Source organism: Microbacterium invictum (genome assembly GCF_034421375.1).
Taxonomy (GTDB): domain Bacteria; phylum Actinomycetota; class Actinomycetes; order Actinomycetales; family Microbacteriaceae; genus Microbacterium; species Microbacterium invictum_A.
Window position 1 is genome coordinate 870,379 of sequence record NZ_CP139779.1, and the last position, 24,506, is coordinate 894,884.

Sequence of the window (24,506 nt, forward strand, 5' to 3'; positions counted from 1 at the left end):
GTGCACATGTCTCGCATCCGCAGGGCTTTCCCGCACCACGAAGGAAACACGCAGCCATGAGTGAACCTCTCGCGATCGTCGAGGTCCGCAACGCGTCCATCAGCTTCCCCGGAGTGAAGGCACTCGACGACGTCAGCTTCCGGCTGCTCCCCGGCGAGGTGCACACCCTCATGGGCGAAAACGGCGCGGGAAAGTCGACGCTCATCAAGGCGCTCACCGGCGTCTACCAGATCGATTCGGGCGAGATCGTCGTCGCCGGCCAGGTGCGGCACTTCGCCGGCACCGCGTCTGCACAGGCCGCGGGGATCTCCACGGTCTACCAGGAAGTCAACCTGTGCACGAATCTCACCATCGGTGAGAACGTCATGCTCGGGCACGAGGTGCGCGACTGGCGCGGGATCAATTGGCGCAAGACGCACGCCCGAGCCAGAGACGGCCTCGCCCGTCTGGGCCTGGGTGACCTCGACCCGCGTGCGCCTCTCTCGTCGATCTCCATCGCCCTCCAGCAGCTCGTCGCCATCAGCCGCGCGATGGTCACCAACTCGAAAGTGCTGATCCTCGACGAGCCCACCTCCAGCCTGGACGCCAACGAGGTCGAGGTGCTGTTCGGTGTCATCCGCCGCCTCCGCGATCAAGGCGTCGCCATCCTCTTCGTCTCGCACTTCCTCGACCAGGTCTACGCGATCAGCGACCGCATCACGGTCCTGCGCAACGGCACCTTCGTCGGCGAGTACCTCACGCGCGACCTCGATCGCACCCAGCTCATCTCGAAGATGATCGGCAAGGATTTCGAAGCGCTGCGGGCCCTCGGATCCAATCGTCAGACCCAGCAGCGCGACCGCACGGCGACGCCGCTCTTCGCGGCCGAGAATCTCGGCCGCAAGGGCGCGATCGCGCCCACCGACCTCGACATCCACGCCGGCGAGGTGGTCGGTTTCGCGGGTCTGCTCGGAGCCGGCCGTACCGAGCTCGCGAGGCTCATCGCGGGGGCGGACAGGGCCGATTCGGGAACCGTGCGGATCCGCGGTGAGAAGGTTTCGCTCACCTCGCCCGTCGCGGGATTGTCGCAGGGCATCGCGTACTCGACCGAGAGCCGTCGAGACGACGGCATCGTCGGCGATCTGAGCGTGCGCGAGAACATCATGCTCGCCGTGCAGGCTCGCCGAGGATGGCTCCGCCGCGTTCCGGCACGCGAGGTCGACCAGCTCGTGAAGACCTACATGGAGCGCTTCAGCGTTCGCCCGAACGACCCTGACCGTCCGATCCGTCTGCTCTCGGGCGGAAACCAGCAGAAGGTGCTGCTCGGTCGCTGGCTGGCCACCGACCCCGATCTCCTCCTGCTCGACGAGCCGACACGCGGGATCGACGTCGGAGCGAAGGCCGACATCCAGGAGACCGTGGCCGAGCTCGCGGAGGGCGGCATGGGTGTGGTGTTCATCTCGTCCGAATTGGAAGAGGTCGTCCGGCTCTCGGAGCGCATCGTGATCCTGAAGGACCACGAGAAGGTGGGCGAGGTCGTGAACGGGCCGGGAGTGACCGCCGAGAGCATCGTCTCGATCATCGCCACCGAGACGGAGGGGCATGCGGCGACCTCGACCGAAGCGGCCGCACGCCACGAAGGGGAAGCGTCATGAACCGTCTCAAGATCGCGCTGCGCACGCCCTGGTTCTGGGCCATTGTCGGAATCGCGCTGCTGCTGACGATCAACACTCTGAAGGATCCGGGCTACCTGGCGCTCAGCGTCAACCCGACGACGGGGCTTCTGACCGGCAACCTCCTCGACATCCTGCGCATCTCGGCGCCGATCATCATGATCGCGCTCGGCATGACCTTCGTCATCGCCACGGGAGGCATCGACCTCTCCGTCGGCTCGATGATGGCGGTCGGCGGCGCGGTCGCCATGGAGACCCTCTCGAGCCTGGACGGGGCAGCGCCCGTGGGGGCGATGCTGACGGCGATCGGACTGGCGCTCGCCCTGGCGATCGTCCTCGGCGCGATCAACGGCTTCCTCGTCTCCGTCATCGGGCTGCAGCCCTTCATCACGACACTGATCATGATGCTCGCAGCCCGCGGAATCGCCCGCGTGATCACTGGCGGCCAGAACACCAACGCCACGAACGAGCCGTTCCGGCTGCTCGCGAACGGACAGATCTTCGGTCTGCCGACGAGTTTCGTCCTGGCGATCGCGATCGTCGTCCTCGTCGCCCTGGTGATGCGCCGCACCGCGCTGGGACTCATGATCGAATCGATCGGGATCAACCCCCACGCCAGCCGGCTCGCCGGCATCCGTCCCCGCCCGATCCTCTTCGGCGTGTACGTCCTCGCCGCTGCCCTCGCCGCTGTCGGCGGGCTGTTCAGCGTCTCGGAAGTCATGACGGTGAGCGTGGGCGGGACGGGCAATCTGATGGAACTCGACGCCATCCTCGCCGTCGTCATCGGGGGCACCTCCCTCGCCGGCGGGAAGTTCTCCATCGTGGGGTCCACGGTGGGGGCCCTCCTCATCGCCACTCTGAACAAGACCGTGCTGTTCCTGGGCATCCCCGCCGCGGCCACTCCCGCCTTCAAGGCCGTCGTCATCATCGTCCTCGTGCTCCTGCAGTCCGAGCGCGTCCGCTCGTGGGTGCTCGGACGGAAGAGAACGCCGCGCACACCCACCGGCGATCCCGGTGGGCCCACTCGACCCGCAGCGGAGCAGGGCACTCCCGTCTCGAAGGAGGCCGTCGCATGAGCTCTTCGCGCACGCTCGCCGATGCCGTTCCCCCCGTCCCCGACCTTCCCGAGAGCAGGGGTGCCCGGCGGCTCGCGGGGCTCTGGGAACGCAACCAGACGCTGGTTCCCACGCTCGCCGCGCTCGTCCTGCTGTTCGGCATGCTCATCTACGCCGAGATCGCCTACGGCAGGGTCTTCCACGCGGGCACGATGTCGAGCCTCCTCATCAGCTTCGCGCCGACCATCATCCTCGCCGTCGGCATGACCATCGTGATCGTCTCGGGCGGCATCGACCTGTCGGTCGGCGCGGTCGTGGCGTTCAGCTCCGTCGCCGGCGTCATGGTCATGAACATCGGCGTGGACGGCTGGGCCTCGATGGCTCTGATGATTCTGTCCGGCGCCACATTCGGGGCGCTCGCGGGAGTGATGGTCCAGTACTTCAACGTCCAGCCGTTCATCGCGACGCTCGCGATGATGTTCCTCGCGCGAGGTCTGGCATCGATCCTCTCGACGACGCCGGTGCAGGCGCCCGAGGGCTCGCCGATCCACCTCCTCGCCACGGATTGGAAGATCCTCGACGGGCCGAGGGTGAACGACTTCACGGTCACGCCCGGGCTGATCATCGCCGTGCTCGTCGTGCTCGGCGGCATGTTCTACCTGCACCGCAGCCGGAGCGGGCGCACGGTCTACGCCATCGGCGGCAACGAGTCGTCAGCCGCGCTCATGGGTCTTCCGGTCGCTCGAACACGCGTGGGCATCTACATCATCTCGGGAGCCCTCGCGGGCCTCGCGGCGATCGTGTACACCGCCGAAGTGGGCGGGAAGGCGCAGAACGTCACGGGCATCGGCTGGGAGCTCGACGCCATCGCCGCCGTCGTCATCGGCGGAACGCTGCTCACCGGCGGCTACGGCTACATCCTGGGCTCCGTCGTCGGTGTGTTCGTGATCGCGGCGATGCGCCTCATCATCACCAAGGACGGCACGATCAATCCCGAGTATCTGACGATCATCACCGGCGGCGTGCTGCTCGTTTTCGTGCTCCTGCAGCGGGCCCTCACTCGCCGTCGGGCGAGCTGATGACTACTCCCGAGGTCGACGCCGCGATCGAGGCGGTCCGGAGGGATGTCGCTGCGCTCCACGCCGAGCTGGTGCGGTACGGCCTGGTGGTGTGGACCGGCGGCAACGTCTCGGGCCGGGTGCCGGGGACTGATCTGTTCGTGATCAAGCCGTCGGGGGTGTCGTACGACGACCTGACGCCGGAGAATATGATCCTCTGCGACCTGGACGGCACCGTGGTCCCCGGAACGCCGGGCAGCGAGCGGTCGCCGTCCAGCGACACGGCGGCGCACGCGTACGTGTACCGGCACATGCCGGAGGTCGGTGGTGTGGTGCACACCCACTCGACCTACGCGGTGGCGTGGGCGGCGCGCGGGGAGGAGATCCCCTGCGTCATCACGGCGATGGCGGACGAGTTCGGCGGACCGATCCCGGTGGGTCCGTTCGCGATCATCGGCGACGACTCCATCGGGCGCGGGATCGTGGAGACCCTCCGCGGGCACCGGTCGCGGGCGGTGCTCATGCAGAACCACGGTCCGTTCACGATCGGGGTCTCGGCGAAGGACGCCGTCAAGGCGGCGGTGATGGTCGAAGACGTGGCGCGCACCGTGCACCTCGCACGGCAGGGCGGTGAGCTGGTGCCGATCGCGCAGGAGGCGATCGATCGCCTGTACGACCGCTACCAGAACGTCTACGGCCAGGCCGGAGACGAACGCCGCGAGGGGGAGCACGATCAGTGAGCGCCGAGGTGATTCGCGCCGGACGGACGGCGCTGGGGATCGAGTTGGGCTCGACCCGGATCAAGGCCTGCCTGATCGATGCGGATGACCCCGGCCGGGTCCTCGCGACGGGATCGCACGCCTGGGAGAACCGGTTCGAGGACCGCATCTGGACCTATGCGCTCGACGACGTCTGGACGGGACTGAGGGCGGCGTACGCCGACCTGGTCGCGGATGCGGAGCGCCGGTACGGCGTCGCCCCCGAGACCTACGGGGCGCTCGGGATCTCCGCGATGATGCACGGCTATCTCGCGTTCGATGCCGACGGCGAGCTGCTGGTGCCCTTCCGCACGTGGCGGAACACCACCACAGGGCAGGCGGCCGAAGCCCTCACCGAGGCCTTCGGCGTGAACATCCCACTGCGGTGGTCGGTCGCACACCTCTACCAGGCGGTCCTCGACGGTGAAGCGCACCTTGCAGACCTGGATCACCTCACCACCCTCGCCGGCTACGTCCACGAACAGCTGACGGGCGAGCGGGTGCTCGGCGTCGGCGACGCGTCGGGAGTGTTCCCCATCGCCGCGGCCGGCACCGACTACGACGGCGCCCTGATCGACCGGTTCGACGCCCTCGTCGCCGACCGCGCGCCGGCGCTGTCGGCGCGCAAGGTGCTGCCGCGCGTGCTTCGGGCGGGCGAGCCGGCGGGCGTGCTGACCGAGACCGGCGCGCGGCGGCTCGACCCGACCGGCGGGCTGCGCCCCGGCATCCCGCTGTGTCCTCCTGAAGGAGACGCGGGCACCGGCATGGTGGCCACCGGAGCGGTCGCCCCGCGCACCGGCAATGTCAGTGCGGGCACGAGCATCTTCGCCATGGTCGTGCTCGAGCGGCCGATCGCCGGGGTCCACCACGAGATCGACCTCGTCACCACGCCGGCCGGCGACCCGGTGGCGATGGTGCACTGCAACAACGGTGCGAGCGAGTTCGGCGCCTGGGCGGGGATGTTCTCCCGCTTCGCCCACGCCGCCGGCACGCCGCTCGGCGCCGACGAGGTGTTCCGGGTGCTCCTGGAGGAGTCGCTCGCCGGTGAGCCCGACGCCGGTGGCCTGCTGGCCTACAACCATCTCTCCGGAGAGCCGATCGCCGGCCTCGACGAGGGGCGGCCGATGTTCCTCCGCACCCCCGACAGCCGATTCACCCTGGCCAACGCCATGCGCGCGCAGGTCTACGGCATCTTCGCCACCCTCGCGCTCGGCATGCGCGTCCTGGATGCCGAGGGCGTGGAGATCGACCGGATGTTCGGCCACGGCGGGGTCTTCCGCACCGCCGGTGTCGCGCAGCGATTCCTCGCCGGCGCGTTGAACGCTCCCGTCGCGGTGGGCGACACCGCCGCCGAGGGCGGGCCCTGGGGGATCGCGGTGCTCGCCGCGTACCTCGCCCACGCCGAGACACCCCTGTCCACCTACCTGACCGACCACGTCTTCGCCGGCGCCGAGGTGACCACCGTCACCCCGGACGCCGACGACGTCGATGGCTTCGCCCGCTACCTGACGCGATACCACGAGGGTCTCGCGGCCGAGCGTGCTGCCGCCGACGTGCACTGACGATCCGCATTCCCCACAAGAGAAGGACCCCATGACCCGCACCACCCTTTCGACGAGCTTCGACGACCTGGAGGTCTGGTTCGTCACCGGCAGCCAGAACCTCTACGGCGAGGAGACGCTGCGGCAGGTGGCCGAGCAGTCCCAGCAGGTCGCCGCGGGCCTCGGACATCTGCCGGTCAAGGTCGTCTGGAAGCCGGTGCGCAAGGATGCGGACTCGATCCGACGGCTGGCGTTGGATGTCAACGCGCGCGACAACGTCATCGGTGTGATCGCCTGGATGCACACGTTCAGCCCGGCGAAGATGTGGATCGCGGGTCTGGATGCGCTCCAGAAGCCGCTGCTGCATCTGCACACCCAGGCGAACGTGGTGCTGCCGTGGGCCGACATCGACTTCGACTTCATGAACCTGAACCAGGCCGCCCACGGCGACCGCGAGTTCGGGTACATCCAGACCCGCCTGGGGGTGGCGCGAAAGACAGTGGTGGGGCACGTGTCCAACCCCGCGGTGCGTCAGCAGGTCGAGGACTGGCAGCGCGCAGCGGCCGGATGGGCGGCGGCGCGGTCGCTGAAGCTCGCGCGGTTCGGGGACAACATGCGCTACGTCGCGGTCACCGAGGGCGACAAGACCGAGGCGGAGCTGCGGTTCGGTGTGCAGGTGAACACCTGGGGCGTGAACGAGCTCGTCGAGGCCGTCGACGCCGCCTCGAACGAGGATGTCGACCTCCTCGTGGAGGAGTACACCGACCTGTACGACATCGCCCCGCACCTGCGTCCGGGAGGGGAGCGTCACCAGTCCCTCCGCGACGGCGCCGCGATCGAGTTAGGGCTTCGCGCCTTCCTCGAGGAGGGCGGGTTCGGGGCGTTCACCACGAGCTTCGAAGACCTCGGCGGGCTGAAGCAGCTGCCCGGCCTTGCGGTGCAGCGACTCATGGCCGAGGGATACGGATTCGGTGCCGAGGGTGATTGGAAGACCGCGATCCTCGTGCGGGTCGCGAACGTGATGGGCACGGGGCTCCCCGGCGGGGCGAGTCTCATGGAGGACTACACCTACGACCTGGTACCGGGGGACGAGAAGATCCTGGGCGCCCACATGCTCGAGGTCTCGCCGTCGCTGACGACGGCTCGCCCGCGTCTGGAGGTGCACCCGCTGGGGATCGGCGGGAAGGACGACCCGGTACGGCTGGTGTTCACCGCCGACCCCGGGCCCGCGTTGGTGGTCGCGATGAGCGACATGCGCGATCGGTTCCGCCTGGTCGCCAACGTCGTGCAGAACATCGACGCTCCCAACCTCCCCAAACTCCCCGTGGGCCGGGCGGTCTGGAAGCCGCAGCCCGACTTCGCCACCAGCGCCACCTGCTGGCTGGCCGCGGGCGCCGCGCATCACACGGTCATGACCACGCAGGTGGGCATCGAGGTGTTCCGCGACTTCGCCGACATCGCCGCCACCGAACTCCTCGTCATCGACGAGGACACCACCGTCCGCGGGTTCCAGCGCGAACTCCGCTGGAACCAGGCCTACTACCGGCTCGCCCAGGGCTTCTGAGCGCGCGCATCCCCCACCCAGGAGGAACTCACCGATGAGTCCACGTCCCCTTCCCGCGCCTGCCCGGCGGCGGTCTCTCAGGCGTGCGGTCGCCGGCGGTGTCGCCGGCGTGCTCGCCGTGTCGATGCTGGGGCTGACAGCCCCCACGGCGGCGCTCGCCGCCGACGTGCCGGCCCCGACAGCGCACTACGACATGTCGCACAGCGGGTCGACCCTCCTGGACGTGTCGGGCAACGGCCGCAACGCCACGCTCACCGGCCTCAGCGACGCGTCCTTCGTCGACCTCGCCGGAGATGACACGCTGCGGTTCAGGGCGGACGGGTACGCGGCGCTGCCGAAGGGTCTGGTCACGGGGACGGACAACGACTTCACCGTGGAGTACACCGTCACGACCCAGACGGGGGCCAACCACTTCGGGTGGGTCATCGGCGACGGCGTCGGGCCGTGGAACACCACGCAGCTCGGCAACCACGTGTTTCTGAGCCCCCGCAACGCGCAGGGAGGCTACACCAACCAGGTGCTCGCCGCCATCCGCGTGAAGGACTCCGGCAACGGCGAGTCCCGGATGCCGGCCGGCGGCGGCCTGAACCCGGGCTTCACCACCCTCACGATGGTCGGCAGCGGCAACACACTGACTCTCTACCGGGACGGCGCTGTCATCTCGACGCTCACGCACTCGAAGTCGATGGCGTCGATCATCCCGAGCGGCACCGTGCTGGGCTACCTCGGCCGTTCGCTCTATCAGGGCGACCCGCTCCTGCGTGCGGACGTCTCGGACGTGAAGTTCTGGGATGTCGCCCTCACCGGTGACCAGGTGTCCTCGAGCATGCCGACCGCGGTGCAGAAGGCGGCTTCCACCGCCGAGCTCATCCGCCTCGACATCGAGCCCACCGTGCGTGCGGCCAACCCGTCACTCGACGAGGTCACCAGCACGCTGACCCTGCCGTCCTCCCTGTACGGCGTGAGCTTGGCCTGGGAGTCATCCGACCCCGAGGTCGTCTCCACCGACGGCGAGGTCTCGCGCGCGATCACCGAGGACACCCCGGTCACCCTCACCGCCACCACCGGCCTCGGATCGACCCTCACTTTCGGGGTCACGGTGCTCGCGCCGGTCGTCGGCGCCGACCTCGACGCGATCGTCCTGAAGCCCCGGACCACCGAGAACCTGCCGCTGGTGACCACCGGTACCGTCAACGGCGCCGAGATCACCTGGACCTCGTCCGACCCGGCGCTCGTGACCTCGACCGATCCGGGGTACGTCGCCCCGGCCGCCGGCGCCGCCGACCCGTTCCGAGGCGGAGGTCTCGTCACCCGCCCCGGCTACGGAGAGGGTGACCGCGAGGTGACGCTCACGGCGTCGGCGGAGCTGAACGGACAGACGCAGACCCGCGAATTCGTCATCACGGTGGCCGAGCTCGGGCGCTCCGCGCCCGACGCCGGTTACGCCGCGGCGTACTTCAGGTCCGACTCCGACGAGAAGATCTACCAGGCGGCGACGTCGGGGAACGACTTCTTCACCTTCTCGCCGGTCAACGGCGGTCAGCCCACCATCACGTCCACCACCGACACCACGGGCCTTCGCGACCCGTACATCCTGCGCTCGGCGAACGGCGACAAGTACTACATGATCGCCACCGACCTCTGCATCGGATGCGGCACCGGATGGGGCCCGGCCCAATCCGACGGCAGCCTCAAGGTGGAGGTGTGGGAGTCCGAGGACCTCGTCGAATGGACGCGCACCAACGGCGAGAACACCGGCATCACGATCAACCAGCCGGCGGCGGGCATGACGTGGGCGCCGGAGGCGTACTGGGACGACGACCTGCAGTCGTACGTGGTGTTCTTCGCCTCGCGGTTGTACTCCGACGAGACGAAGTCCAACTCCGACAACCTCTACGCGCGGATGTTCTACGTCCTCACGCGCGACTTCACCACCTTCACCTACCCGCCGACGAGCTGGCAGGACACCGGGTTCGCGCGGATCGATTCGACCGTGCAGAAGATCGGCGACTACTACTACCGGTTCACGAAGAACGAAGAGGGCGGCGGAGCCGACGGTCTCGAGGCGGGGAAGGACATCTTCCTCGAGCGGTCGACCGTGCTGACCGCACCCACGACGCGGTCGGACTGGAACGCCGACCCCGCGTCATCCTGGCAGCTGACCGACACCCGCATGACGACGCTGGAGACGGGGCAGGCGGGGGAGGGCCCGCAGATCATCAAGCTGAACGAGGGCGACCCGAACAACACCCCGGATGACGACGGATACGTCTTCCTCGTCGACAACTACGGCGCCGGCGGATACCGGGCCTTCGTCACCTCCGGCGACGAGATCGCTTCGAGCAGGCAGGCCGACCGCCTCTCGCAGCGATCGACCTGGAACGTCCGGGCCCCGGGCGGGCTTCCCGCAAGCCCGCGGCACGGGTCGTTCGTTAGCGTCTCGCAGCAGGTGCTCACCGCGATGCAGCAGTGGACCTCGGTGGCCGCCGTGGCCTCGGAGACCGCGCTCTCCGTCGAGGACGGTGTGGCCACGGCGACGGTCACCGCCTCCGACGAGGGCCAGGTCGCGGGTTCGGTCACCTTCGCCGGCGACGACTGGTCCGAGACCGTCGCGCTCGTCGCCGCCGACGGGGGGGTCGCCTCGGTCGAGGTGCCCACCGGCGTCGGCAGCGTCACGGCGAGCTACGACGGGTACCGCGACGGGCTCGTGAGCGCCTCGGCCTCCGAGACCGTGCCGCTCGGACTCGACCTGACCGTCACGACCGCCACGCGCTGCGTCGTCGGCAAGGTCGTGCAGGTCGTCAGCGTCACGAACGCCGACGACGTCGCCGCCACGGTGACGCTGTCGGGCGCCTTCGGAGGGAAGACGGTCACGGTCCAGCCGGGCAAGACGGTGGCGAGCTCGTTCTCGACCCGGGTCGCCTCGGCGCCCTCGACGCCGGTGGCCGTCACCGCGACGGGCGCCGACGATCGTACCTTCACCACCGCCGCGACGGTCGCCGCCGCGACCTGCGGCTGATCCGCTGACGAGGGGGCCCGCGCACCGGTTGCGCGGGCCCCCGCGTCGTGGGTCATACTCGAACGTCACCACACCCCAGGAGCATCGACATGGTCTCGCACCCCGTTTCCGGCACGCAGCACTCCCTTCGCGCGGGCGATTACGAGGCGTGCATCGCCAGCGTCGGTGCGACGCTGCGGTGCCTGACCTTCCAGGGCCGTGACCTGGTCGTCCCCTTCGGCGCCGACGAGGTGCGACCGTCCTACCGCGGGGCGACGCTCGCGCCCTGGCCCAATCGGGTGGTCGACGGCGTCTTCACCTTCGGCGGCGTCGAGCGTCGCGTCGCGCTGACCGAGCCCGCGCGCGGGCACGCGCTCCACGGTCTGGCCTCCTGGCTCGACTTCGAGGCCATCGACAAGGGTCCGAGCCACGTCACTCTGGCGGCGACGATCGTCGCCCAGACCGGCTACCCGTGGGAGCTCGGCGTCGAGACGACCTTCCACCTCTCGTCCGACGGCCTCACCCAGACCGTCCGGGTGCACAACCACAGCGACGAGCCAGCGCCCTGGGGGACGGGGCCGCACCCGTATCTGGTCGCCGGCCCGGGCCTGGTCGACGAATGGACGCTCGAGGTCCCCGCCGACGAGGTGCTCACCGTCACCGACGACCGGCTCATCCCCGTGTCGCTCGAGCCCGTCGAGATCGCCGGCGCCGAGCGGTTCGACTTCCGTCGCGCCCGGCGGATCGGTCAGGTCGAGATCGACCACGCCTACACCGGGTTCGCCCGCGACGCCGACGGCTTCGCCACGGTGCGCGTGACCTCCGCCGACGGTACCGGTGTCGCCATGACCTGGAACACGGCCTGCCCGTGGGCCCAGATCCACACCGCCGACAAGCCCGACAAGGCTGTCTCGCGCCTGGGCCTCGCCGTCGAGCCGATGACCTGCGCGCCCGATGCGTTCAACGCCGGCAGGTACGACTTCGACGCCGGACTCATCGAGCTCGCGCCGGGCGCGTCATCCGATGCCTCGTGGCGGATCTCCGCCATCGGCTGAGCCCTCGCGCGCAGCCCCCGCCTCCGGACGGTCGGACCCGACCGGTAGCCTGGGAGGGAGGGGGTGTCGATGGGTAAGACCGCCGAAGCCATCGGCGAGGGGGTCTCGATCGCCGCTGCTGCCGCCCGCCTCGCCGTCCGCAACCGCATCCTCGTCGAGACGATCGCCCACGGCGAGACATTCGAGTACGGGCCCTTCGAGCAGTTCGCCCGGGCGACGCTGCTCGCGCTCGCGGACGAGCAGGATGCCGCGGCTGATCTCGCTCGCCGCCAGCGCAAGAAGGCGTGGGGCAAGTTCTCCGACCCGGACGGCACCCACGACTACCGCGACCGGGATACCCGCAACCTCCGCCGCCGTCGCCGGCAGTACGAGGGCGTCGCCAAGAGGCTCCGCGAGGTGGCGGAAGACCCCGAATCCGTGCGCGACCTCGTCGAGAGGGCTCGGGATGCCGCGTGGGGCGACGTGGAATCGAACCTCCAGCGTCGGCTGAAGGTCGAGGCGATGCGTCCGGACCTCGATCCCGACTACGAGACGATGCGTACTGCGCGCATGCAGGCGCTGCGCCTGGTGGACCTGCCGAGACTGTCGGCGCACCGGCGCGCCCGCCGGCGCGAGGACGACCCCTCCTGACCCGTCGGCCGCCCGATTCGCGGCGCCGCTCGTGGTGGGGTATTCTCGTGTGGTGCTCGTGCGCCGGTTTCGGCGGTGGGTGCGGGCGCCCGTAGCTCAATGGATAGAGCATCTGACTACGGATCAGAAGGTTAGGGGTTCGAGTCCCTTCGGGCGCGCACTGTGTTGAGACAGTGAAGAAGAGGTCCCTGCGTGGGGCCTCTTCTGCTGTATCCGGCGGCTGTCCGTGCCTCAGTGCGAAGAGGATGCCGCGACGGTGCGCCCGTCCGCAAGGCGGACGCGGGCTCGGTCATGGCGTCCGCTGACGGGGACGGCGGTGGTGGCGGCCGCCAGTCCCATCGGCTTCGTCGAGACGTACATGCTCTCGGCGCGGTCGACCAGAAAGGTCTCGTGCCAGATCCCGACGGCCCCGGGTGCTTTGCGTGCACGCTGATTGAAGGCCGTCCACGCGGGGCGGTGCTCACGGTCCATCGACGACGCGTAGGCGTAGAGCTTCTCGATGGACGACCAGTACTGCACCACGTACGGTCCGCCCGCGCCGAGGAGCAGCTGCGACCCGAGCATGCCCGAGTCCTGCTCGGTCATCTGCTCGCGGAGCATCCGTGGCATCGCGAGGAAGACCGGCAGCCACTGGTCGAAGCGCCACCAGCGATTGATCTGCATGCCGATGTGGAAGACCACGAGCTCTCCCTCGTGGTGGTGCGTGACGCGTCCCGCAACGATCCTGCTCATGATCCGACCTCTTTCGATAGTGTCGCTATCCAGTATGGATAGTTGTACTATCCAATGCAAGGGGGAACATGAGGATTTCCGAGCTGGCTGCCGAGACCGAGGTCGCGGTACCGACGATCAAGTACTACCTGCGCGAGGGGCTCCTTCCGGAGGGGGTGCGCACGGCGGCGACGCAGGCGGACTACGGCCCACGGCACGTCGAACGCCTTCGAGTGGTCCGGGCGCTCGTGAGCGCGGGTGTCAGCGTGGCCGAGATCCGCAAGGTGGTCGCCGCGCTCGATGCCCCGCCGCCCGGCGCCTACGACCTGCTCGGCGTCGCCCACGGGGCCGTGACGCCCCCGGTGCCGGACGATATCGACACCGCCGCCGCCGAAGTCCTGTACGAGCGCCTCGGTGGACGCCCCGGAACCTGCGAGCCCCGCCTCCTCGGCGGACTCGCGGGGGCGCTCGGCACCCTCGAGCGCGCCGGATTCGCCGTGCCCCCCGACGTCCTGGAGGTGTACATCGGCTCGGCGAGACGCATCGCGGAGGCGGAGATCGAGGGCATTCCCGCGGATTCGATCGAGGACGCGGTGCGCTACGTGGTGCTCGGAACGGTCCTCACCGAGCCTCTGCTCCTGGCGCTGCGACGCGCGGCTCAGCAGATCGTCTCCGGTGAGCAATTCGCGCAGGCAGAGGGGCCGGCGAACGGGTGATTCCGCGCGCCGGCCCCGGGTTGGGACCCGGCTACTGCTGCCAGTATCCGAGGTTGAAGACGACCTGATCGGCGACGTTCTTCAGTGCGTCAGCTTGGTCCTGGGGGAGCTGACCGTTCGACGCGAACCGTGACAGCTGGTCCTCCATCCGCTCGACGTACCGCAGCGCGCCGGCGGTGTCGCCCGCCTGGAGGTCTTGCCATCCCTTCTCGAGCTTCACAGTGAGGGCGTTCTTGTTCCCGCGGTTCAGTGCGGACTGCGCGACGCCGTCGAGCAATTGGGTGAACTCGTCCTCGAGGAAGGCCTCGGGCTGCCACACGTAGTCACGCGCGAAGATCGTGAACAGCTGGTTCCAGGCATTGAAGTCGTGCGCGCCGGCTACGACCTCGTTCTCGACGAAGGCGACCTCGTCGTAGGCAGAAACCGTCCCGGCGTTCGGCAGGCCGAAGTCCCACTGGCCGCCTCCGAAGAGGATGTAGGGCGCCGCGAGATTGGGTGTATCTGCGTTCAGCCGAGCCCCGCCACTCCATGGACCGTAGTAGCCGAAGAGGGTGGGGTCGTTGTTGATGAGGTTCTGCGTGACGATGCTGCCCGCGGACAGGCCGGCGAAGGCGCGGTCGATCGGGTCGGTGGAGACGTTGTAGTTCGCCTCGATGAACGGCAGAACGACGTTGCGCAAGTTCGGATAACCCTCGCCGGGGGCGCCGAGGTAGTTGGTGTTCGTCGTGACGACGACAGCCGGCTCGGTGTCGCCATCCTGAAGCAGGTTGTCCATGATGACGGGGACGTTCCCCATGTTCATCCAGTCCGACTGGTCCTGCCCGCCACCGTGCTGCATGTAGATCGTCTTGTAAGGTTCAGCGCGGTTCGGGTCGTAAGCCGGCGGGAGGTAGACGCCCACCGTACGGGTGGCTCCGTTCACCTCGAACGGGACATAGCTCCACGAGCCCTTCGGTGAATCCTCACGCGGAAGTTCGATCTGGCGTGCAGCCAGCGGCTCGAACTCCTGCTTCTCAGCGTCATACGGAACGAACACCTTGTTGAATGCCCGGCGCGCGGTACCGGTGAGTCCGTCCGGAGCGAAGATCGGAGTGTTCGCAGGGTCGGCCACCCACAGGCTGGTGTCGTTGTCGACGTAGAACCAGTACTGATTCGCTCCAGCGGCGAGGGGGACTTCGGTCACCCAATAGCCGTCGCCCACCTCGGTCATCTCGACGTCGTACCCGCCACCACCACGCATGAGTCCTGGGAAGTATTCCTCGGGTTGGTAGACGGTCGGATCAGCCGTGTCCGCCCAGTTCCGGAGCAGGATGTCTGCGACGAAACGCACGCTCGTCGCATCGGGGTTGTAGTACACGAACTGACCGGTGTAGCCCGTCGGCGAGTTCGGGTCGGCGTACACGGTCGGTCCAGGAGTCAGGTCGACGTCATCGGCGTGCGCGGTCGCCGGCACCCCGCCCAGCACCAGAGCGACGGCGATCCCGAGGGCTGCAAGCGATCTCGTCCGGCCAAGAGGAGCGTTGATGTCCCGTTCGTTGCCGGGCCCCCGATGCCGTACCGCGATGAAAGCTCCCATAACTATTCCTCCTTGAAGAGTTGTCGAGCATGTCGACCCCGAAGTCGACGCGGCCCACGCTAAACCCGGATTACGACGTTGTAAAGACCGATTTACGACGTTGTAAACTCGCTCGGATCGAATCGAGGAGCGCGGCTTCCAGCTTCAGTCGACGCCGCGGAACCCGGTCGACTCGCGCCGGACGACCCGGAAGTCTGGCTTGTAGGTCTCGGGCGGTCGGCGGTCGCCCTTCTCCTTGATCCGCTCGATCAGACGGTCGACCGCGATCGCCGCGATCTCGTCCCGCCCCGGGTCGATCGTTGACATCGAGGGAACCGAGTAGGTGCTTTCGTCGATGTTGTCGAAGCCGATGACGGCGACATCCTCGGGAACGCGCAGCCCCTCCTCTCCGAGCGCGCGGAGCACGCCGAGCCCCAGGGTGTCGGTGAGGGCGAAGACGGCGTCGAAGTCGACGCCCTCCTTCACCATGCGGTGGGTGGCGGCGGCGCCTCCCGCCCGGTTCCAGTCGGACATCACGGCGGGGCGCACGAGCAGGGGATCGAACGGGATGCCGGCCTGCTCCAGCGCACGGCGGTAGCCTCGCAACCGCAGGTTCGCCGAGTTCGCCTCGTCGTCACGGTGTCGCGGGTCGGCGCCGATGAGCGCGATGCGGCGCCGTCCGATCTCGATGAGGTGCTCGGTCGCAGCCTGCGCGGACGACATGTTGTGCATGGTGACGTGGTCGGTCGGGCCGCCGAAGATCCGCTCGCCCAGGAGGACGAGCGGGCCATCGACGGCGAGGAGTTCGGCGTCCTCCTGACCGAGGCTGACGGGGCTGAAGAGCAGACCGTCGAGGAAGCGAGGACGGCTACGTGAGACCGCGCGCATCTCTGCGTCACGCTGGCCTCCGGTTTGCTCGACCATGACACCGAGCCCTCGCTTCTCCGCGGCGCGGATGACGGCGTCGGCGAGCTCGGCGAAGTAGTTCTCGCGGAGAGAGGGTACGGCGAGTCCGATCACCCCCGTCCGTCCTGAGCGGAGGCCGCGAGCCGACAGATTCGGGCGGTAGTCGAGTTCCGCGATGGCAAGGTTCACGCGCTCGCGGGTGCCGGGTCTGACGTGCGGGTAGTCGTTGATGACGTTCGAGACCGTCTTGATGGACACACCCGCCACTCGCGCGACGTCGTGCAACGTGGGTCCCATCCGCGGCCCCGCCTTCCGTGCTGAAGAAGTTCTTGACACATCTTGACACGTCGCGCGGACGGTGCCATCGTCTTTGCAACGTGAGAAATACAACGTTGTAGAGCTCCAGCATCGAGGCCGTCATGCGGCGTCGTACGCCTGGAGCCGGTCGCGCACCGACGAAGAAGTCCCGCACAACCGAGAGGAACCCCTGTGAAGACCAAGCGAGTCCTCGCTGTCACAGCCACGATCGCGCTCGCCGCCGGCCTTGCCGCCTGTTCGAACGACGGCGGTGACGGCGGCGGCGGTGGAGACGCCGGCGCCAGCAACTGCGAGAACACCATCCCCAAGCCCGACCTTCCCGTCGTGACGCTGTGGGCCTGGTATCCGAACATGGAGGACGTCGCCGACAACTTCAACGAGGCCAATGACGAGGTCCAGGTCTGCTGGACCAACGTCGGCGCCGGCGGACCGGCGTACGAGCGCATCCAGACCGGTGTCTCGGCGGGCAGCGGCCTCGCCGACGTCGTGATGGTCGAGGCCGACCGCATCCCGAGCTTCCAGGTGCAGGGCGCATTCGTCGACCTTCGCGATCTCGGCTACGAGGACGTGCAGGACAACTTCAGCGAGGGCGCCTGGCAGGATGTCTCGGTCGGTGAGGGCATCTACGGTGCCCCGATCGACGGTGGCCCGATGGGCATGATCTACCGCACCGACGTCTTCAGCGAATACGGGGTCACACCCCCCACCACGTGGGAGGAGTTCGAGGCAGCCGCGCGCAGTGTCCGCGACGCCGGCGGACCCTACTTCGCGGACTTCGCGGCGAATCAGCCGGCGTTCGTCACGGCGCTGATGTACCAGACCGGGGCCGAGCCCTTCACCTACACCCCCGAGAACGAGGGTGAGATCTCGATCAACCTCGACGATCAGCGCATCAAGGACATGCTCGACTACTGGGCGAACCTCGTCTCGGAGGACCTCGTCGGCACCCAGGACCAGTTCACTCCCGAGTACATCTCCGGCGTGATCGGTGGCGACTACGCCACCTATCTTTCTGCTGCATGGGCGCCCGGCTACCTGCAGGGCGCGGGCGTCGGCGAGGGTGCCGACGCGGGCGTCTGGGCGACCGCGCCGATGCCGCAGTGGGACCCGGAGAACCCGATCGCCATCAACTGGGGCGGATCGGCGTTCGCGGTGACGAGCCAGGCAAGCGATCCGGAGCTCGCCGCCCAGGTCGCGTTCGGGGTCTACGCCGACCAGGCCTCGCTCGACCAGGGCTGGCAAGAGCAGATCATCTTCCCCTTGAACGTCGATGTGCTCGATTCGCCGGAGTTCCAGGATTACGAGGTGCCGTTCTTCAGCGGCCAGCAGGCCAACCGGGACGTGTACGTTCCGGCGGCGAACGCCTACACCGGCATGGTCTATACGCCGATCGGGCAGTACTACTACTCCGCGCTGACCGAGCAGCTCGCGGCCATCAATGATGGCTCCTCGACTGGCTCCGAGGCGGCCGATGCCCTTCAGGCCGACCTCGTGTCCTACGCCGAGGAGCAGGGATTCACCGTCGTCGATTGAGGTGACGGTGGGGGTCGGACCGCGCTGGCGCGGTCCGACCCCCACCGCAGCCCTCGCACCGGAGGCCAATCATGACCGTCACACTCGCAACACCGGAGCGCGAAAGCGCCACGCACAACAAGAAGGGACGTCGTCGCTCCCACGCTGCGCGTCAGAACCTGATCGGATGGCTCTTCATCGGGCCGTTCGCCCTCGTCTTCCTCGCCTTGCTCGTCCTTCCGATCGGGTTCGCGTTCTATCTGAGCCTGTTCCAGTCCTCGCTGATCGGCGGGGAACGCTTCGTGTTCTTCGACAACTACATCAAGGCGTTCACCGACCCCTCGTTCCTCAGCGGATCGTGGTTCGTCATCAGCTTCTCACTTGTGCTCATCCCGCTGCAGATGGCGGTATCGCTCGCCGTGGCGCTGATGCTCGACATCATGACGACGCGGTTCGCCCGCTTCTCGCGACTGATGATCTTCATGCCGTACGCGATTCCCACCGTCATCGGCGCGCTGATGTGGGGTTTCCTCTACAGCAGCAACTTCGGCCCTCTCGCCGAGATCTTCGGAATGTTCGGCGCCTCGGCCCCGAACTTCCTCAGCAGCAACCTGATCTTCTACGGCCTGCTCAACATCGTCACCTGGCAGTGGGCCGGCTATTACATGATCATCCTCTACGCCGCCCTCCAGGGGATCGACCCGACGCTGTACGAGGCCGCCCGTATCGACGGTGCGTCGCAGTGGCAGATGGTCCTGCGCATCAAGATCCCCCTGATCGCGCCGGCGCTTCTGCTGATCCTTGTCTTCGCCCTCATCGGCACACTGCAGTTCTTCAACGAGCCGAAGATCCTGCAACAACTGGCCGCCGGAGCCATCCCCAACGACTTCACGCCGAACATGTACGCGTACCAGCAGGCGTTCGCGCTGGCGAACGACAACTACGGCTCCGCGATCTCGTTCGCGCTGGGCGCGGTGGTCTTCATCTGCGTGTACATCTTCTTGTTCGCTACCCGCAAGCGAGGGAGCTTCATCTCATGAGCGTCACTCCGGTGGAGCGCCCGAAGACGCGGCGCGCTTCGGGCAAGCTCGTCGAACGGCGATCGGACCCTCGACGTGTCGGCGGTCGCATCCCGCTCAACATCGTCCTCGCCCTCCTGATGATCTACTTCCTCATCCCGTTCTGGTGGCTCATCGTCAACAGCTCGAAGGACGCCGCGAGCCTGTTCGGCGGCGGAAGTGCCCTGTGGTTCAGCGGCGACATCGACTACGTCCAGAACTTCACCGACCTCTTCACCTACGGCGGCGGCATCTACGCGCGGTGGCTGGGCAACTCCGCGCTGTATGCCATCGCCGGCGGACTCGGCGCCACGGCGCTCGCCGTGCTCGCCGGATACGGCTTCGCGAAGTACAGCTTCGCGGGTCGCCGATTCGGCTTCGCCGTCATCTTGGGTGCCGTCATGGTGCCGACGACCGCCCTCGTCATCCCCACCTTCGTGCTGTTCGCCGAGGCGGGGCTCACCAACACCATCTGGGCGGTGATCCTGCCGACCCTGCTGAACCCGTTCGGCGTATATCTGATGTGCGTGTACGCGCGGGACGCGGTTCCCGATGAGCTCCTGGACGCTGCGCGCGTGGACGGAGCGGGCGAGTTCCGGACGTTCCTGACCGTCGCCCTCCCGCTCCTGCGCCCCGCCATGGTGACGGTGCTGCTGCTGTCGGTGGTCGCGTCGTGGAACAATTACTTCCTCCCGCTGGTGATGCTCTCGGACAACCGCCTGTTCCCGGTCACCGTCGGGATCGGCCTGTGGCAGTCGACCGCTTCGTCGTACGGCGCAGCGGGCGGGCAGACCCTCTGGAGCATCATCATCCTCGGCTCGCTCGTGTCCGTCATCCCACTGATCATCGCGTTCCTCACCCTGCAGCGGTACTGGCGGGGCGGGCTCGCGATCGGAAGCCTGAAGTAGTCCGTCGTCCCACCGCCCCATCCCGCTGAACCCGCCTTTCCCGAAAGAGGAGCATGATCCGCGCACATCTCACCATCGACCCGCACTTCACGGTCGGTGCCATCAATCGTCGGCTGTTCGGCTCGTTCGTCGAGCACCTCGGCCGGTGCGTCTACGACGGGATCTACGAGCCGGGTCATCCCTCCGCCGACGAGGAGGGTTTCCGCACCGACGTCATCGAGCTGGTGCGAGAGCTGGGGGTGTCGGCCATCCGCTACCCCGGCGGGAACTTCGTCTCGGGGTACCGGTGGGAGGACGGTGTGGGTCCGCGCGCGGACCGGCCACGGCGACTTGACCTGGCGTGGCACTCGACCGAGACGAACGAGATCGGCCTCGATGAGTTCGCCTCGTGGACGGCGAAGGTCGACGGCGAGCTGATGTACGCGGTGAACCTCGGGACGAGGGGTGTGCTCGAGGCCCTGGACGTGCTCGAGTACGCCAACCTCCGCTCGGGCACCCGCCTGTCCGATCAGCGCGTCGCCAACGGTCATCCCGAACCCCACGACGTCCGCATGTGGTGCCTCGGCAACGAGATGGACGGCCCGTGGCAGCTCGGCTATAGCACGGCGGAGAACTATGCGCAGCTGGCCGCGACGACAGCGCGCGCGATGCGTCAGTTCGACCCCGACCTCGAACTCGTCGTGTGCGGCAGCTCGGGCGCCGGCATGCCCACCTTCGGCGAGTGGGAGCGCATCGTTCTGGAGCAGACCTACGAGAACGTCGACTACATCTCCTGTCACGCCTACTACGAGCCCGAGGGCGACGATCTCGCCAGCTTCCTCGCCTCGGGCGTCGACATGGACCGCTTCATCGAGGCGGTCGTGGCGACCGCCGACCACGTGAAGGCGCTCAAGCGCAGCGACAAGACGATCGACATCTCCTTCGACGAGTGGAACGTCTGGTACCAGTCCCGCTACAACGACGTCGACAAGATCACGGATGTCGCGGACTGGCCGGTCGCGCCGCGGCTGCTGGAGGACCGCTACTCAGTGCTCGACGCGGTCGTCTTCGGCAGCCTCATGATCTCGCTCCTCCGGCACGCCGACCGGGTGACCTCGGCGAGCCTCGCGCAGCTGGTGAACGTCATCGCGCCGATCATGACCGAGCCCGGCGGGCCCGCATGGCGGCAGACCACCTTTTACCCCTTCTCTCTCACCGCGCAACTCGCACGCGGGGTCGCTCTCGAGCTCAAGCTCGACAGCCCGACCCACGAGACCGCGAAGTTCGGCGCGGTACCGGTCGTCGATGCGGTCGCCACGCACGATCCCGACAGCGATGCCATCACGGTCTTCGCCGTCAACCGCAGCCTCACCGATGCCGTGACGCTCGACATCGATGCGGTGGCACTGGGTCGGGGCATCTCGTCAGCTCGGGCGACGTCGATCTTCGACGAGGACATCCACGCTGCGAACACTCTCGAGCACCCCGATCGGGTGACGCCGAAGAGCAACGCGTCGGTCGAGGTCGCAGACGGATCGATCAGCGTGACGCTGCCGCCCTGTTCGTGGACGGTGCTCACCGCGGAGTGACGCGCGACGGTGCGTTCGCTCAGAGCGAACAGCCGCGGTATTAGCACTCTCTATACCAGAGTGCTAATCTGGACGTACTTGAGCCAAGCTGACTCAAGTTCCGAATTTCGTCCAGTGAAGGAGACCGAACATGGCAACGTACGACCCGTTCCGTGACCTCGACCGTCTGGCGACGAGCTTCTTCGACGTGCGCCGCGGCCCGCGCCGTATGCCGATGGACCTCTACCGCGACGGCGACCACTACGTCCTCACCGCCGACCTCCCGGGAATCGATCCGGGCTCGGTCGATGTCGACGTCGACGGTCAGCTGCTGACCATCCGCGCCGAGCGCACGCTCAGTGCCGGTGAAGGCGTGAAGTGGATCACCCGCGAGCGCGAGGCGGCGAGCTTCGTGCGGCAGCTGAACCTCGGTCAGGGGATCGACACCGACCGCATCTCGGCGAGCTACAGCAACGGGGTGCTGAGCGTCACCATCCCCGTCAGCGAGAAGGCCAAGCCCCGCAAGATCGAGGTCGCGACCGAGGAAGGCGCCCAGGTCCTCCAGGCGCACGAGACGGCCTCCGCGTCGCAGGCCGCCGACCACCCGCAGCCGGTCGAGCAGTAGACGCACCGCCCCGCGGAAGAACTCGCTCGCGGCACCCCCGTCGGGTCTCACCCGGCGGGGGTGCCGGCCGTCCGGAGCTTGGTGGTGAGCTCTCGCAGCTGCGTGAGCTCGTCCTCGGTCAGTGCCGACATCCGGGCCGCGATGTGCGCGGCGTGCACGCGCGCCACCTCGCGGAACGCGCGCGCCCCCGCCTCGGTCGCCCGGACGAGGGAACCGCGCCCGTCATCGGGGTCGGGGCACTTCGTGACGTAGCCCCGCGCGACCATCCGATCCACCAGCCGCGACACAGAGGGCTGACTGACGAGCATAAAGCGCGTGATGTCGCGCAGCCGCGCCGTCATGCCGGGCGCGCGGGTCACCGTCAGCAGCACGTCGTACTCGCCCTGCTGCAGGGGCGCGTCGGTGAAGTCGCGGCCGAGATCGGCGAACAGCTCGTGCTGCGCACGAAAAAGGCTTTCCCACGCCTCGACGGCCAGGCGACGATCGTTCACGGGCCCAGGGTATCCGGTGCCGGCGACGCCGACATCTAGGCTGAGCGCATGCCGCGAACGCGTCGGGCCACCGTCCTCGTGCTGACCGCCCTCCTCGGGATGGTCGGTCTCGCCGGTCTTGTGGTCCCGGCCCCACCCGCCTCGGCGTCGGGCGATGTCGACGACTTCGTCTTCGAGAGCATGGATGCCGAGTTCACCCTCGGACGCGAGGACGACGACACCAGCACGCTCCGCGTCGTCGAGACCTTCGTCGCCGTCTTCCCCGAGAACCAGAACCGGGGCCTTCGTCGCGAGATCCCCGCCGAGTACAACGGCCAGCCGACCTTCCCCGAGCTGGTGTCGGTCACCGACGACGCGGGGAATGCGCGGCCCGCCGAGGTCGAGACCGACGGCGATGTCATGGTGGTCACCTCGCGCGCCGACGACTTCCTCTCCGGCCGACAGATCTTCGTCTTCACCTACACTCTCCGCAACGTCACCGATTCGTTCGCCGACACCAGCGACGAGTTCTACTGGGACGTCAACGGCAACGGCTGGCAGCAGCCCTTCGGCGAGGTGACGGCCACCCTGGTGGTTCCCCCCGAGCTCGCCGACGCGCTGACCGGCGCCGAAGCCTGCTACGTCGGACAGTTCGGCGACGTGGGCACGTGTCCCATCGATGCCGCCGACGCGCCCGCGGGCGCCGTCATCACGGCGGGATCACAGGATCTCGCCCCGGGGGAGACGCTCACGATGGCGGTGGGATTCGAGACCGGCACCTTCGCCCGTTTCGACGGCTCGTACCTGGCATCGGGGTGGGGCTGGGCGCAGGGGGCTGCCGGCATCGCCGGCCTCGGCATGCTCGGGGCGGCGATCGTCGTCCATCGCCGGTCGCTGCGCAACGCCCCGGGTCGGCCGACGATCATCGCGGAGTTCACCCCGCCGCCCGGCATCGACGCCCTGGAGAGCGCGCTGCTGCTGGGCAAGACGGCGAAGGCGATCCCGGCCGAGGTGCTCGAGCAGGCGGTGGTCGGCAGCATCCGGATCCTCGAGGGCGAGAAGCGCTGGTTCGGCGGTGCGAAGCTCCAGGCCGAGCTCATCGACGCCGATCGCGCCGACCGCGATGGACGGATGCTGCTGGAGGGCCTCTTCGACGAGGAGCTCCGTCCCGGCGAGGTCTACGAGTTCGGCGGCAACGACACCCACTTCTCCCGCACGGCGCAGAAGATCCTCGCCGCGGGGCGCGCGGAGCTGAAGAACCGCGGTCTGTACCGCGCGATTCCGGTGCGGGTGCGTGCCTGGCCGATCGCCGGTGCCCTCGTCGTCGGGGTGCTCATCGTCCTGTTCGGCGTGTTCGCGCTGGCGGGCTCGGTCGATCCGCTGGTGCCGATCCTCGGCATCGTGCTCGGCGCGGGCCTGACGGTCGTGACGGTCGCGGTGCTCTCCGCCCGGCCGCTGAGCGCCGAGGGCGCGGAAGTGCGCGACCACCTGCAGGGGTTGAAGGTGTTCATCGAGTGGGCCGAGGCTGACCGCATCCGGATGCTGCAGTCGCCGGCCGGTGCCGAACGCCGGCCGATCGACATCGGAGACCCTCGGGAGATGCTCCATCTCTACGAGCGGCTGCTGCCCTACGCGGTGGTGTTCGGGCAGGAGAAGGAGTGGGCCCAGCACCTCGCGGTCTACTACGGCGACGACACTCCGGGCTGGTACATCGGCACGTCGGGGTTCAATGCCGCGGCCTTCTCGGCGGGGATCGGCAGCCTGTCCGCCACGGCGGCGTCCTCGTCGAGCTCCGGAGGCTCGAGCGGCGGCGGCTCGGCGGGGGGCGGGGGCGGCGGGGGCGGGGGAGGCGGAGTCTGACCCGACGCC

The 24,506-nt window shown here is 68.2% G+C and carries 20 protein-coding genes and 1 tRNA gene; 17 read left to right on the forward strand and 4 right to left on the reverse strand.

Going from position 1 to position 24,506, the window contains the following annotated elements:
* The first annotated feature begins 56 nt into the window (after window positions 1–56).
* The 10 genes from T9R20_RS04140 to T9R20_RS04185 all read left to right on the forward strand — a co-directional run bounded on the left by T9R20_RS04140 (window position 57) and on the right by T9R20_RS04185 (window position 12,469).
* On the forward strand, window positions 57–1,634 hold the full coding sequence (locus T9R20_RS04140; RefSeq protein ID WP_322411284.1) for a sugar ABC transporter ATP-binding protein: 1,578 nt from the start codon (window positions 57–59) through the stop codon (window positions 1,632–1,634).
* Window positions 1,631–2,728, forward strand: a complete 1,098-nt coding sequence (locus tag T9R20_RS04145; RefSeq protein WP_322411285.1) for an ABC transporter permease — start codon at window positions 1,631–1,633, stop codon at window positions 2,726–2,728. The genes T9R20_RS04140 and T9R20_RS04145 overlap by 4 nt, the downstream gene beginning before the upstream one ends.
* Complete coding sequence (locus T9R20_RS04150) at window positions 2,725–3,786, forward strand: ABC transporter permease (protein ID WP_322411286.1); 1,062 nt, start codon at window positions 2,725–2,727, stop codon at window positions 3,784–3,786. Before T9R20_RS04145 ends, T9R20_RS04150 begins: the two co-directional genes overlap by 4 nt.
* Entirely contained in the window at window positions 3,786–4,505 is a 720-nt protein-coding gene (locus tag T9R20_RS04155; protein ID WP_322411287.1) for an L-ribulose-5-phosphate 4-epimerase, read from the forward strand. Before T9R20_RS04150 ends, T9R20_RS04155 begins: the two co-directional genes overlap by 1 nt.
* On the forward strand, window positions 4,502–6,085 hold the full coding sequence (locus tag T9R20_RS04160; RefSeq protein ID WP_322411288.1) for a xylulokinase: 1,584 nt from the start codon (window positions 4,502–4,504) through the stop codon (window positions 6,083–6,085). The genes T9R20_RS04155 and T9R20_RS04160 overlap by 4 nt, the downstream gene beginning before the upstream one ends.
* Window positions 6,086–6,116: 31 nt before the next feature.
* Complete coding sequence (araA, locus tag T9R20_RS04165; protein WP_322411289.1) at window positions 6,117–7,628, forward strand: L-arabinose isomerase; 1,512 nt, start codon at window positions 6,117–6,119, stop codon at window positions 7,626–7,628.
* Between the two features lie 34 nt (window positions 7,629–7,662).
* Entirely contained in the window at window positions 7,663–10,647 is a 2,985-nt protein-coding gene (locus T9R20_RS04170) for an immunoglobulin-like domain-containing protein (protein ID WP_322411290.1), read from the forward strand.
* 89 nt (window positions 10,648–10,736) lie between these two features.
* On the forward strand, window positions 10,737–11,681 hold the full coding sequence (locus T9R20_RS04175) for an aldose 1-epimerase family protein (protein WP_322411291.1): 945 nt from the start codon (window positions 10,737–10,739) through the stop codon (window positions 11,679–11,681).
* Between the two features lie 69 nt (window positions 11,682–11,750).
* Window positions 11,751–12,311, forward strand: a complete 561-nt coding sequence (locus tag T9R20_RS04180; RefSeq protein WP_322411292.1) for an asparagine synthase — start codon at window positions 11,751–11,753, stop codon at window positions 12,309–12,311.
* A gap of 85 nt (window positions 12,312–12,396) precedes the next feature.
* Window positions 12,397–12,469: transfer RNA gene (locus tag T9R20_RS04185), tRNA-Arg, on the forward strand.
* Window positions 12,470–12,542: 73 nt separating this feature from the next.
* Here the strand turns inward: T9R20_RS04185 and T9R20_RS04190 are convergent.
* Window positions 12,543–13,043, reverse strand: a complete 501-nt coding sequence (locus tag T9R20_RS04190) for a DUF4188 domain-containing protein (RefSeq protein ID WP_322411293.1) — start codon at window positions 13,041–13,043, stop codon at window positions 12,543–12,545.
* A gap of 68 nt (window positions 13,044–13,111) precedes the next feature.
* On the opposite strand from T9R20_RS04190, the gene T9R20_RS04195 reads away from it, so the two are divergent.
* The gene (locus T9R20_RS04195; RefSeq protein WP_322411294.1) at window positions 13,112–13,738 is read left to right on the forward strand and encodes a MerR family transcriptional regulator; all 627 of its coding nucleotides are present in this window, start codon (window positions 13,112–13,114) and stop codon (window positions 13,736–13,738) included.
* A 31-nt stretch (window positions 13,739–13,769) separates the two neighbouring features.
* Here T9R20_RS04195 and T9R20_RS04200 read toward each other — a convergent pair whose 3' ends face one another.
* Window positions 13,770–15,314 carry an alpha/beta hydrolase-fold protein gene (locus tag T9R20_RS04200; protein ID WP_322411295.1) on the reverse strand — a complete coding sequence of 515 codons (1,545 nt, stop codon included), beginning with the start codon at window positions 15,312–15,314 and terminating at the stop codon, window positions 13,770–13,772.
* 144 nt (window positions 15,315–15,458) lie between these two features.
* Window positions 15,459–16,496: a LacI family DNA-binding transcriptional regulator gene (locus T9R20_RS04205; protein WP_322411296.1), complete on the reverse strand. Its 1,038-nt coding sequence runs from the start codon at window positions 16,494–16,496 to the stop codon at window positions 15,459–15,461.
* Between the two features lie 192 nt (window positions 16,497–16,688).
* On the opposite strand from T9R20_RS04205, the gene T9R20_RS04210 reads away from it, so the two are divergent.
* The 5 genes from T9R20_RS04210 (at window position 16,689) to T9R20_RS04230 (ending at window position 22,167) form a co-directional block, all read left to right on the forward strand.
* Window positions 16,689–18,050, forward strand: a complete 1,362-nt coding sequence (locus T9R20_RS04210) for an ABC transporter substrate-binding protein (RefSeq protein WP_322411297.1) — start codon at window positions 16,689–16,691, stop codon at window positions 18,048–18,050.
* A 71-nt stretch (window positions 18,051–18,121) separates the two neighbouring features.
* Entirely contained in the window at window positions 18,122–19,069 is a 948-nt protein-coding gene (locus T9R20_RS04215) for a sugar ABC transporter permease (protein ID WP_322411298.1), read from the forward strand.
* Complete coding sequence (locus T9R20_RS04220; RefSeq protein ID WP_322411299.1) at window positions 19,066–19,995, forward strand: carbohydrate ABC transporter permease; 930 nt, start codon at window positions 19,066–19,068, stop codon at window positions 19,993–19,995. Before T9R20_RS04215 ends, T9R20_RS04220 begins: the two co-directional genes overlap by 4 nt.
* A gap of 53 nt (window positions 19,996–20,048) precedes the next feature.
* Window positions 20,049–21,563 (forward strand): alpha-N-arabinofuranosidase, encoded by a 1,515-nt coding sequence (locus T9R20_RS04225; RefSeq protein WP_322411300.1) that lies wholly within the window; start codon window positions 20,049–20,051, stop codon window positions 21,561–21,563.
* Window positions 21,564–21,693: 130 nt separating this feature from the next.
* Window positions 21,694–22,167: an Hsp20/alpha crystallin family protein gene (locus T9R20_RS04230; RefSeq protein WP_322411301.1), complete on the forward strand. Its 474-nt coding sequence runs from the start codon at window positions 21,694–21,696 to the stop codon at window positions 22,165–22,167.
* A gap of 47 nt (window positions 22,168–22,214) precedes the next feature.
* On the opposite strand, the gene T9R20_RS04235 is transcribed toward T9R20_RS04230, so the two are convergent.
* Window positions 22,215–22,658 carry a MarR family winged helix-turn-helix transcriptional regulator gene (locus T9R20_RS04235; protein ID WP_322411302.1) on the reverse strand — a complete coding sequence of 148 codons (444 nt, stop codon included), beginning with the start codon at window positions 22,656–22,658 and terminating at the stop codon, window positions 22,215–22,217.
* Between the two features lie 48 nt (window positions 22,659–22,706).
* On the opposite strand from T9R20_RS04235, the gene T9R20_RS04240 reads away from it, so the two are divergent.
* A complete protein-coding gene (locus T9R20_RS04240) occupies window positions 22,707–24,497 on the forward strand; it encodes a DUF2207 domain-containing protein (RefSeq protein WP_322411303.1) in 1,791 nt (596 codons plus the stop codon).
* Window positions 24,498–24,506 lie beyond the last annotated feature (9 nt).

What these genes read in the sequence shown, in the direction of transcription:
- T9R20_RS04140 (WP_322411284.1), top strand. Translation starts at nt 57, where the DNA reads ATGAGTGAACCTCTCGCGATCGTCGAGGTCCGCAACGCGTCCATCAGC.
- T9R20_RS04145 (WP_322411285.1), top strand. Translation starts at nt 1,631, where the DNA reads ATGAACCGTCTCAAGATCGCGCTGCGCACGCCCTGGTTCTGGGCCATT.
- T9R20_RS04150 (WP_322411286.1), top strand. Translation starts at nt 2,725, where the DNA reads ATGAGCTCTTCGCGCACGCTCGCCGATGCCGTTCCCCCCGTCCCCGAC.
- T9R20_RS04155 (WP_322411287.1), top strand. Translation starts at nt 3,786, where the DNA reads ATGACTACTCCCGAGGTCGACGCCGCGATCGAGGCGGTCCGGAGGGAT.
- araA (WP_322411289.1), top strand. Translation starts at nt 6,117, where the DNA reads ATGACCCGCACCACCCTTTCGACGAGCTTCGACGACCTGGAGGTCTGG.
- T9R20_RS04170 (WP_322411290.1), top strand. Translation starts at nt 7,663, where the DNA reads ATGAGTCCACGTCCCCTTCCCGCGCCTGCCCGGCGGCGGTCTCTCAGG.
- T9R20_RS04175 (WP_322411291.1), top strand. Translation starts at nt 10,737, where the DNA reads ATGGTCTCGCACCCCGTTTCCGGCACGCAGCACTCCCTTCGCGCGGGC.
- T9R20_RS04180 (WP_322411292.1), top strand. Translation starts at nt 11,751, where the DNA reads ATGGGTAAGACCGCCGAAGCCATCGGCGAGGGGGTCTCGATCGCCGCT.
- T9R20_RS04190 (WP_322411293.1), bottom strand. Translation starts at nt 13,043, where the DNA reads ATGAGCAGGATCGTTGCGGGACGCGTCACGCACCACCACGAGGGAGAG.
- T9R20_RS04195 (WP_322411294.1), top strand. Translation starts at nt 13,112, where the DNA reads ATGAGGATTTCCGAGCTGGCTGCCGAGACCGAGGTCGCGGTACCGACG.
- T9R20_RS04200 (WP_322411295.1), bottom strand. Translation starts at nt 15,314, where the DNA reads ATGGGAGCTTTCATCGCGGTACGGCATCGGGGGCCCGGCAACGAACGG.
- T9R20_RS04205 (WP_322411296.1), bottom strand. Translation starts at nt 16,496, where the DNA reads ATGGGACCCACGTTGCACGACGTCGCGCGAGTGGCGGGTGTGTCCATC.
- T9R20_RS04215 (WP_322411298.1), top strand. Translation starts at nt 18,122, where the DNA reads ATGACCGTCACACTCGCAACACCGGAGCGCGAAAGCGCCACGCACAAC.
- T9R20_RS04220 (WP_322411299.1), top strand. Translation starts at nt 19,066, where the DNA reads ATGAGCGTCACTCCGGTGGAGCGCCCGAAGACGCGGCGCGCTTCGGGC.
- T9R20_RS04225 (WP_322411300.1), top strand. Translation starts at nt 20,049, where the DNA reads ATGATCCGCGCACATCTCACCATCGACCCGCACTTCACGGTCGGTGCC.
- T9R20_RS04230 (WP_322411301.1), top strand. Translation starts at nt 21,694, where the DNA reads ATGGCAACGTACGACCCGTTCCGTGACCTCGACCGTCTGGCGACGAGC.
- T9R20_RS04240 (WP_322411303.1), top strand. Translation starts at nt 22,707, where the DNA reads ATGCCGCGAACGCGTCGGGCCACCGTCCTCGTGCTGACCGCCCTCCTC.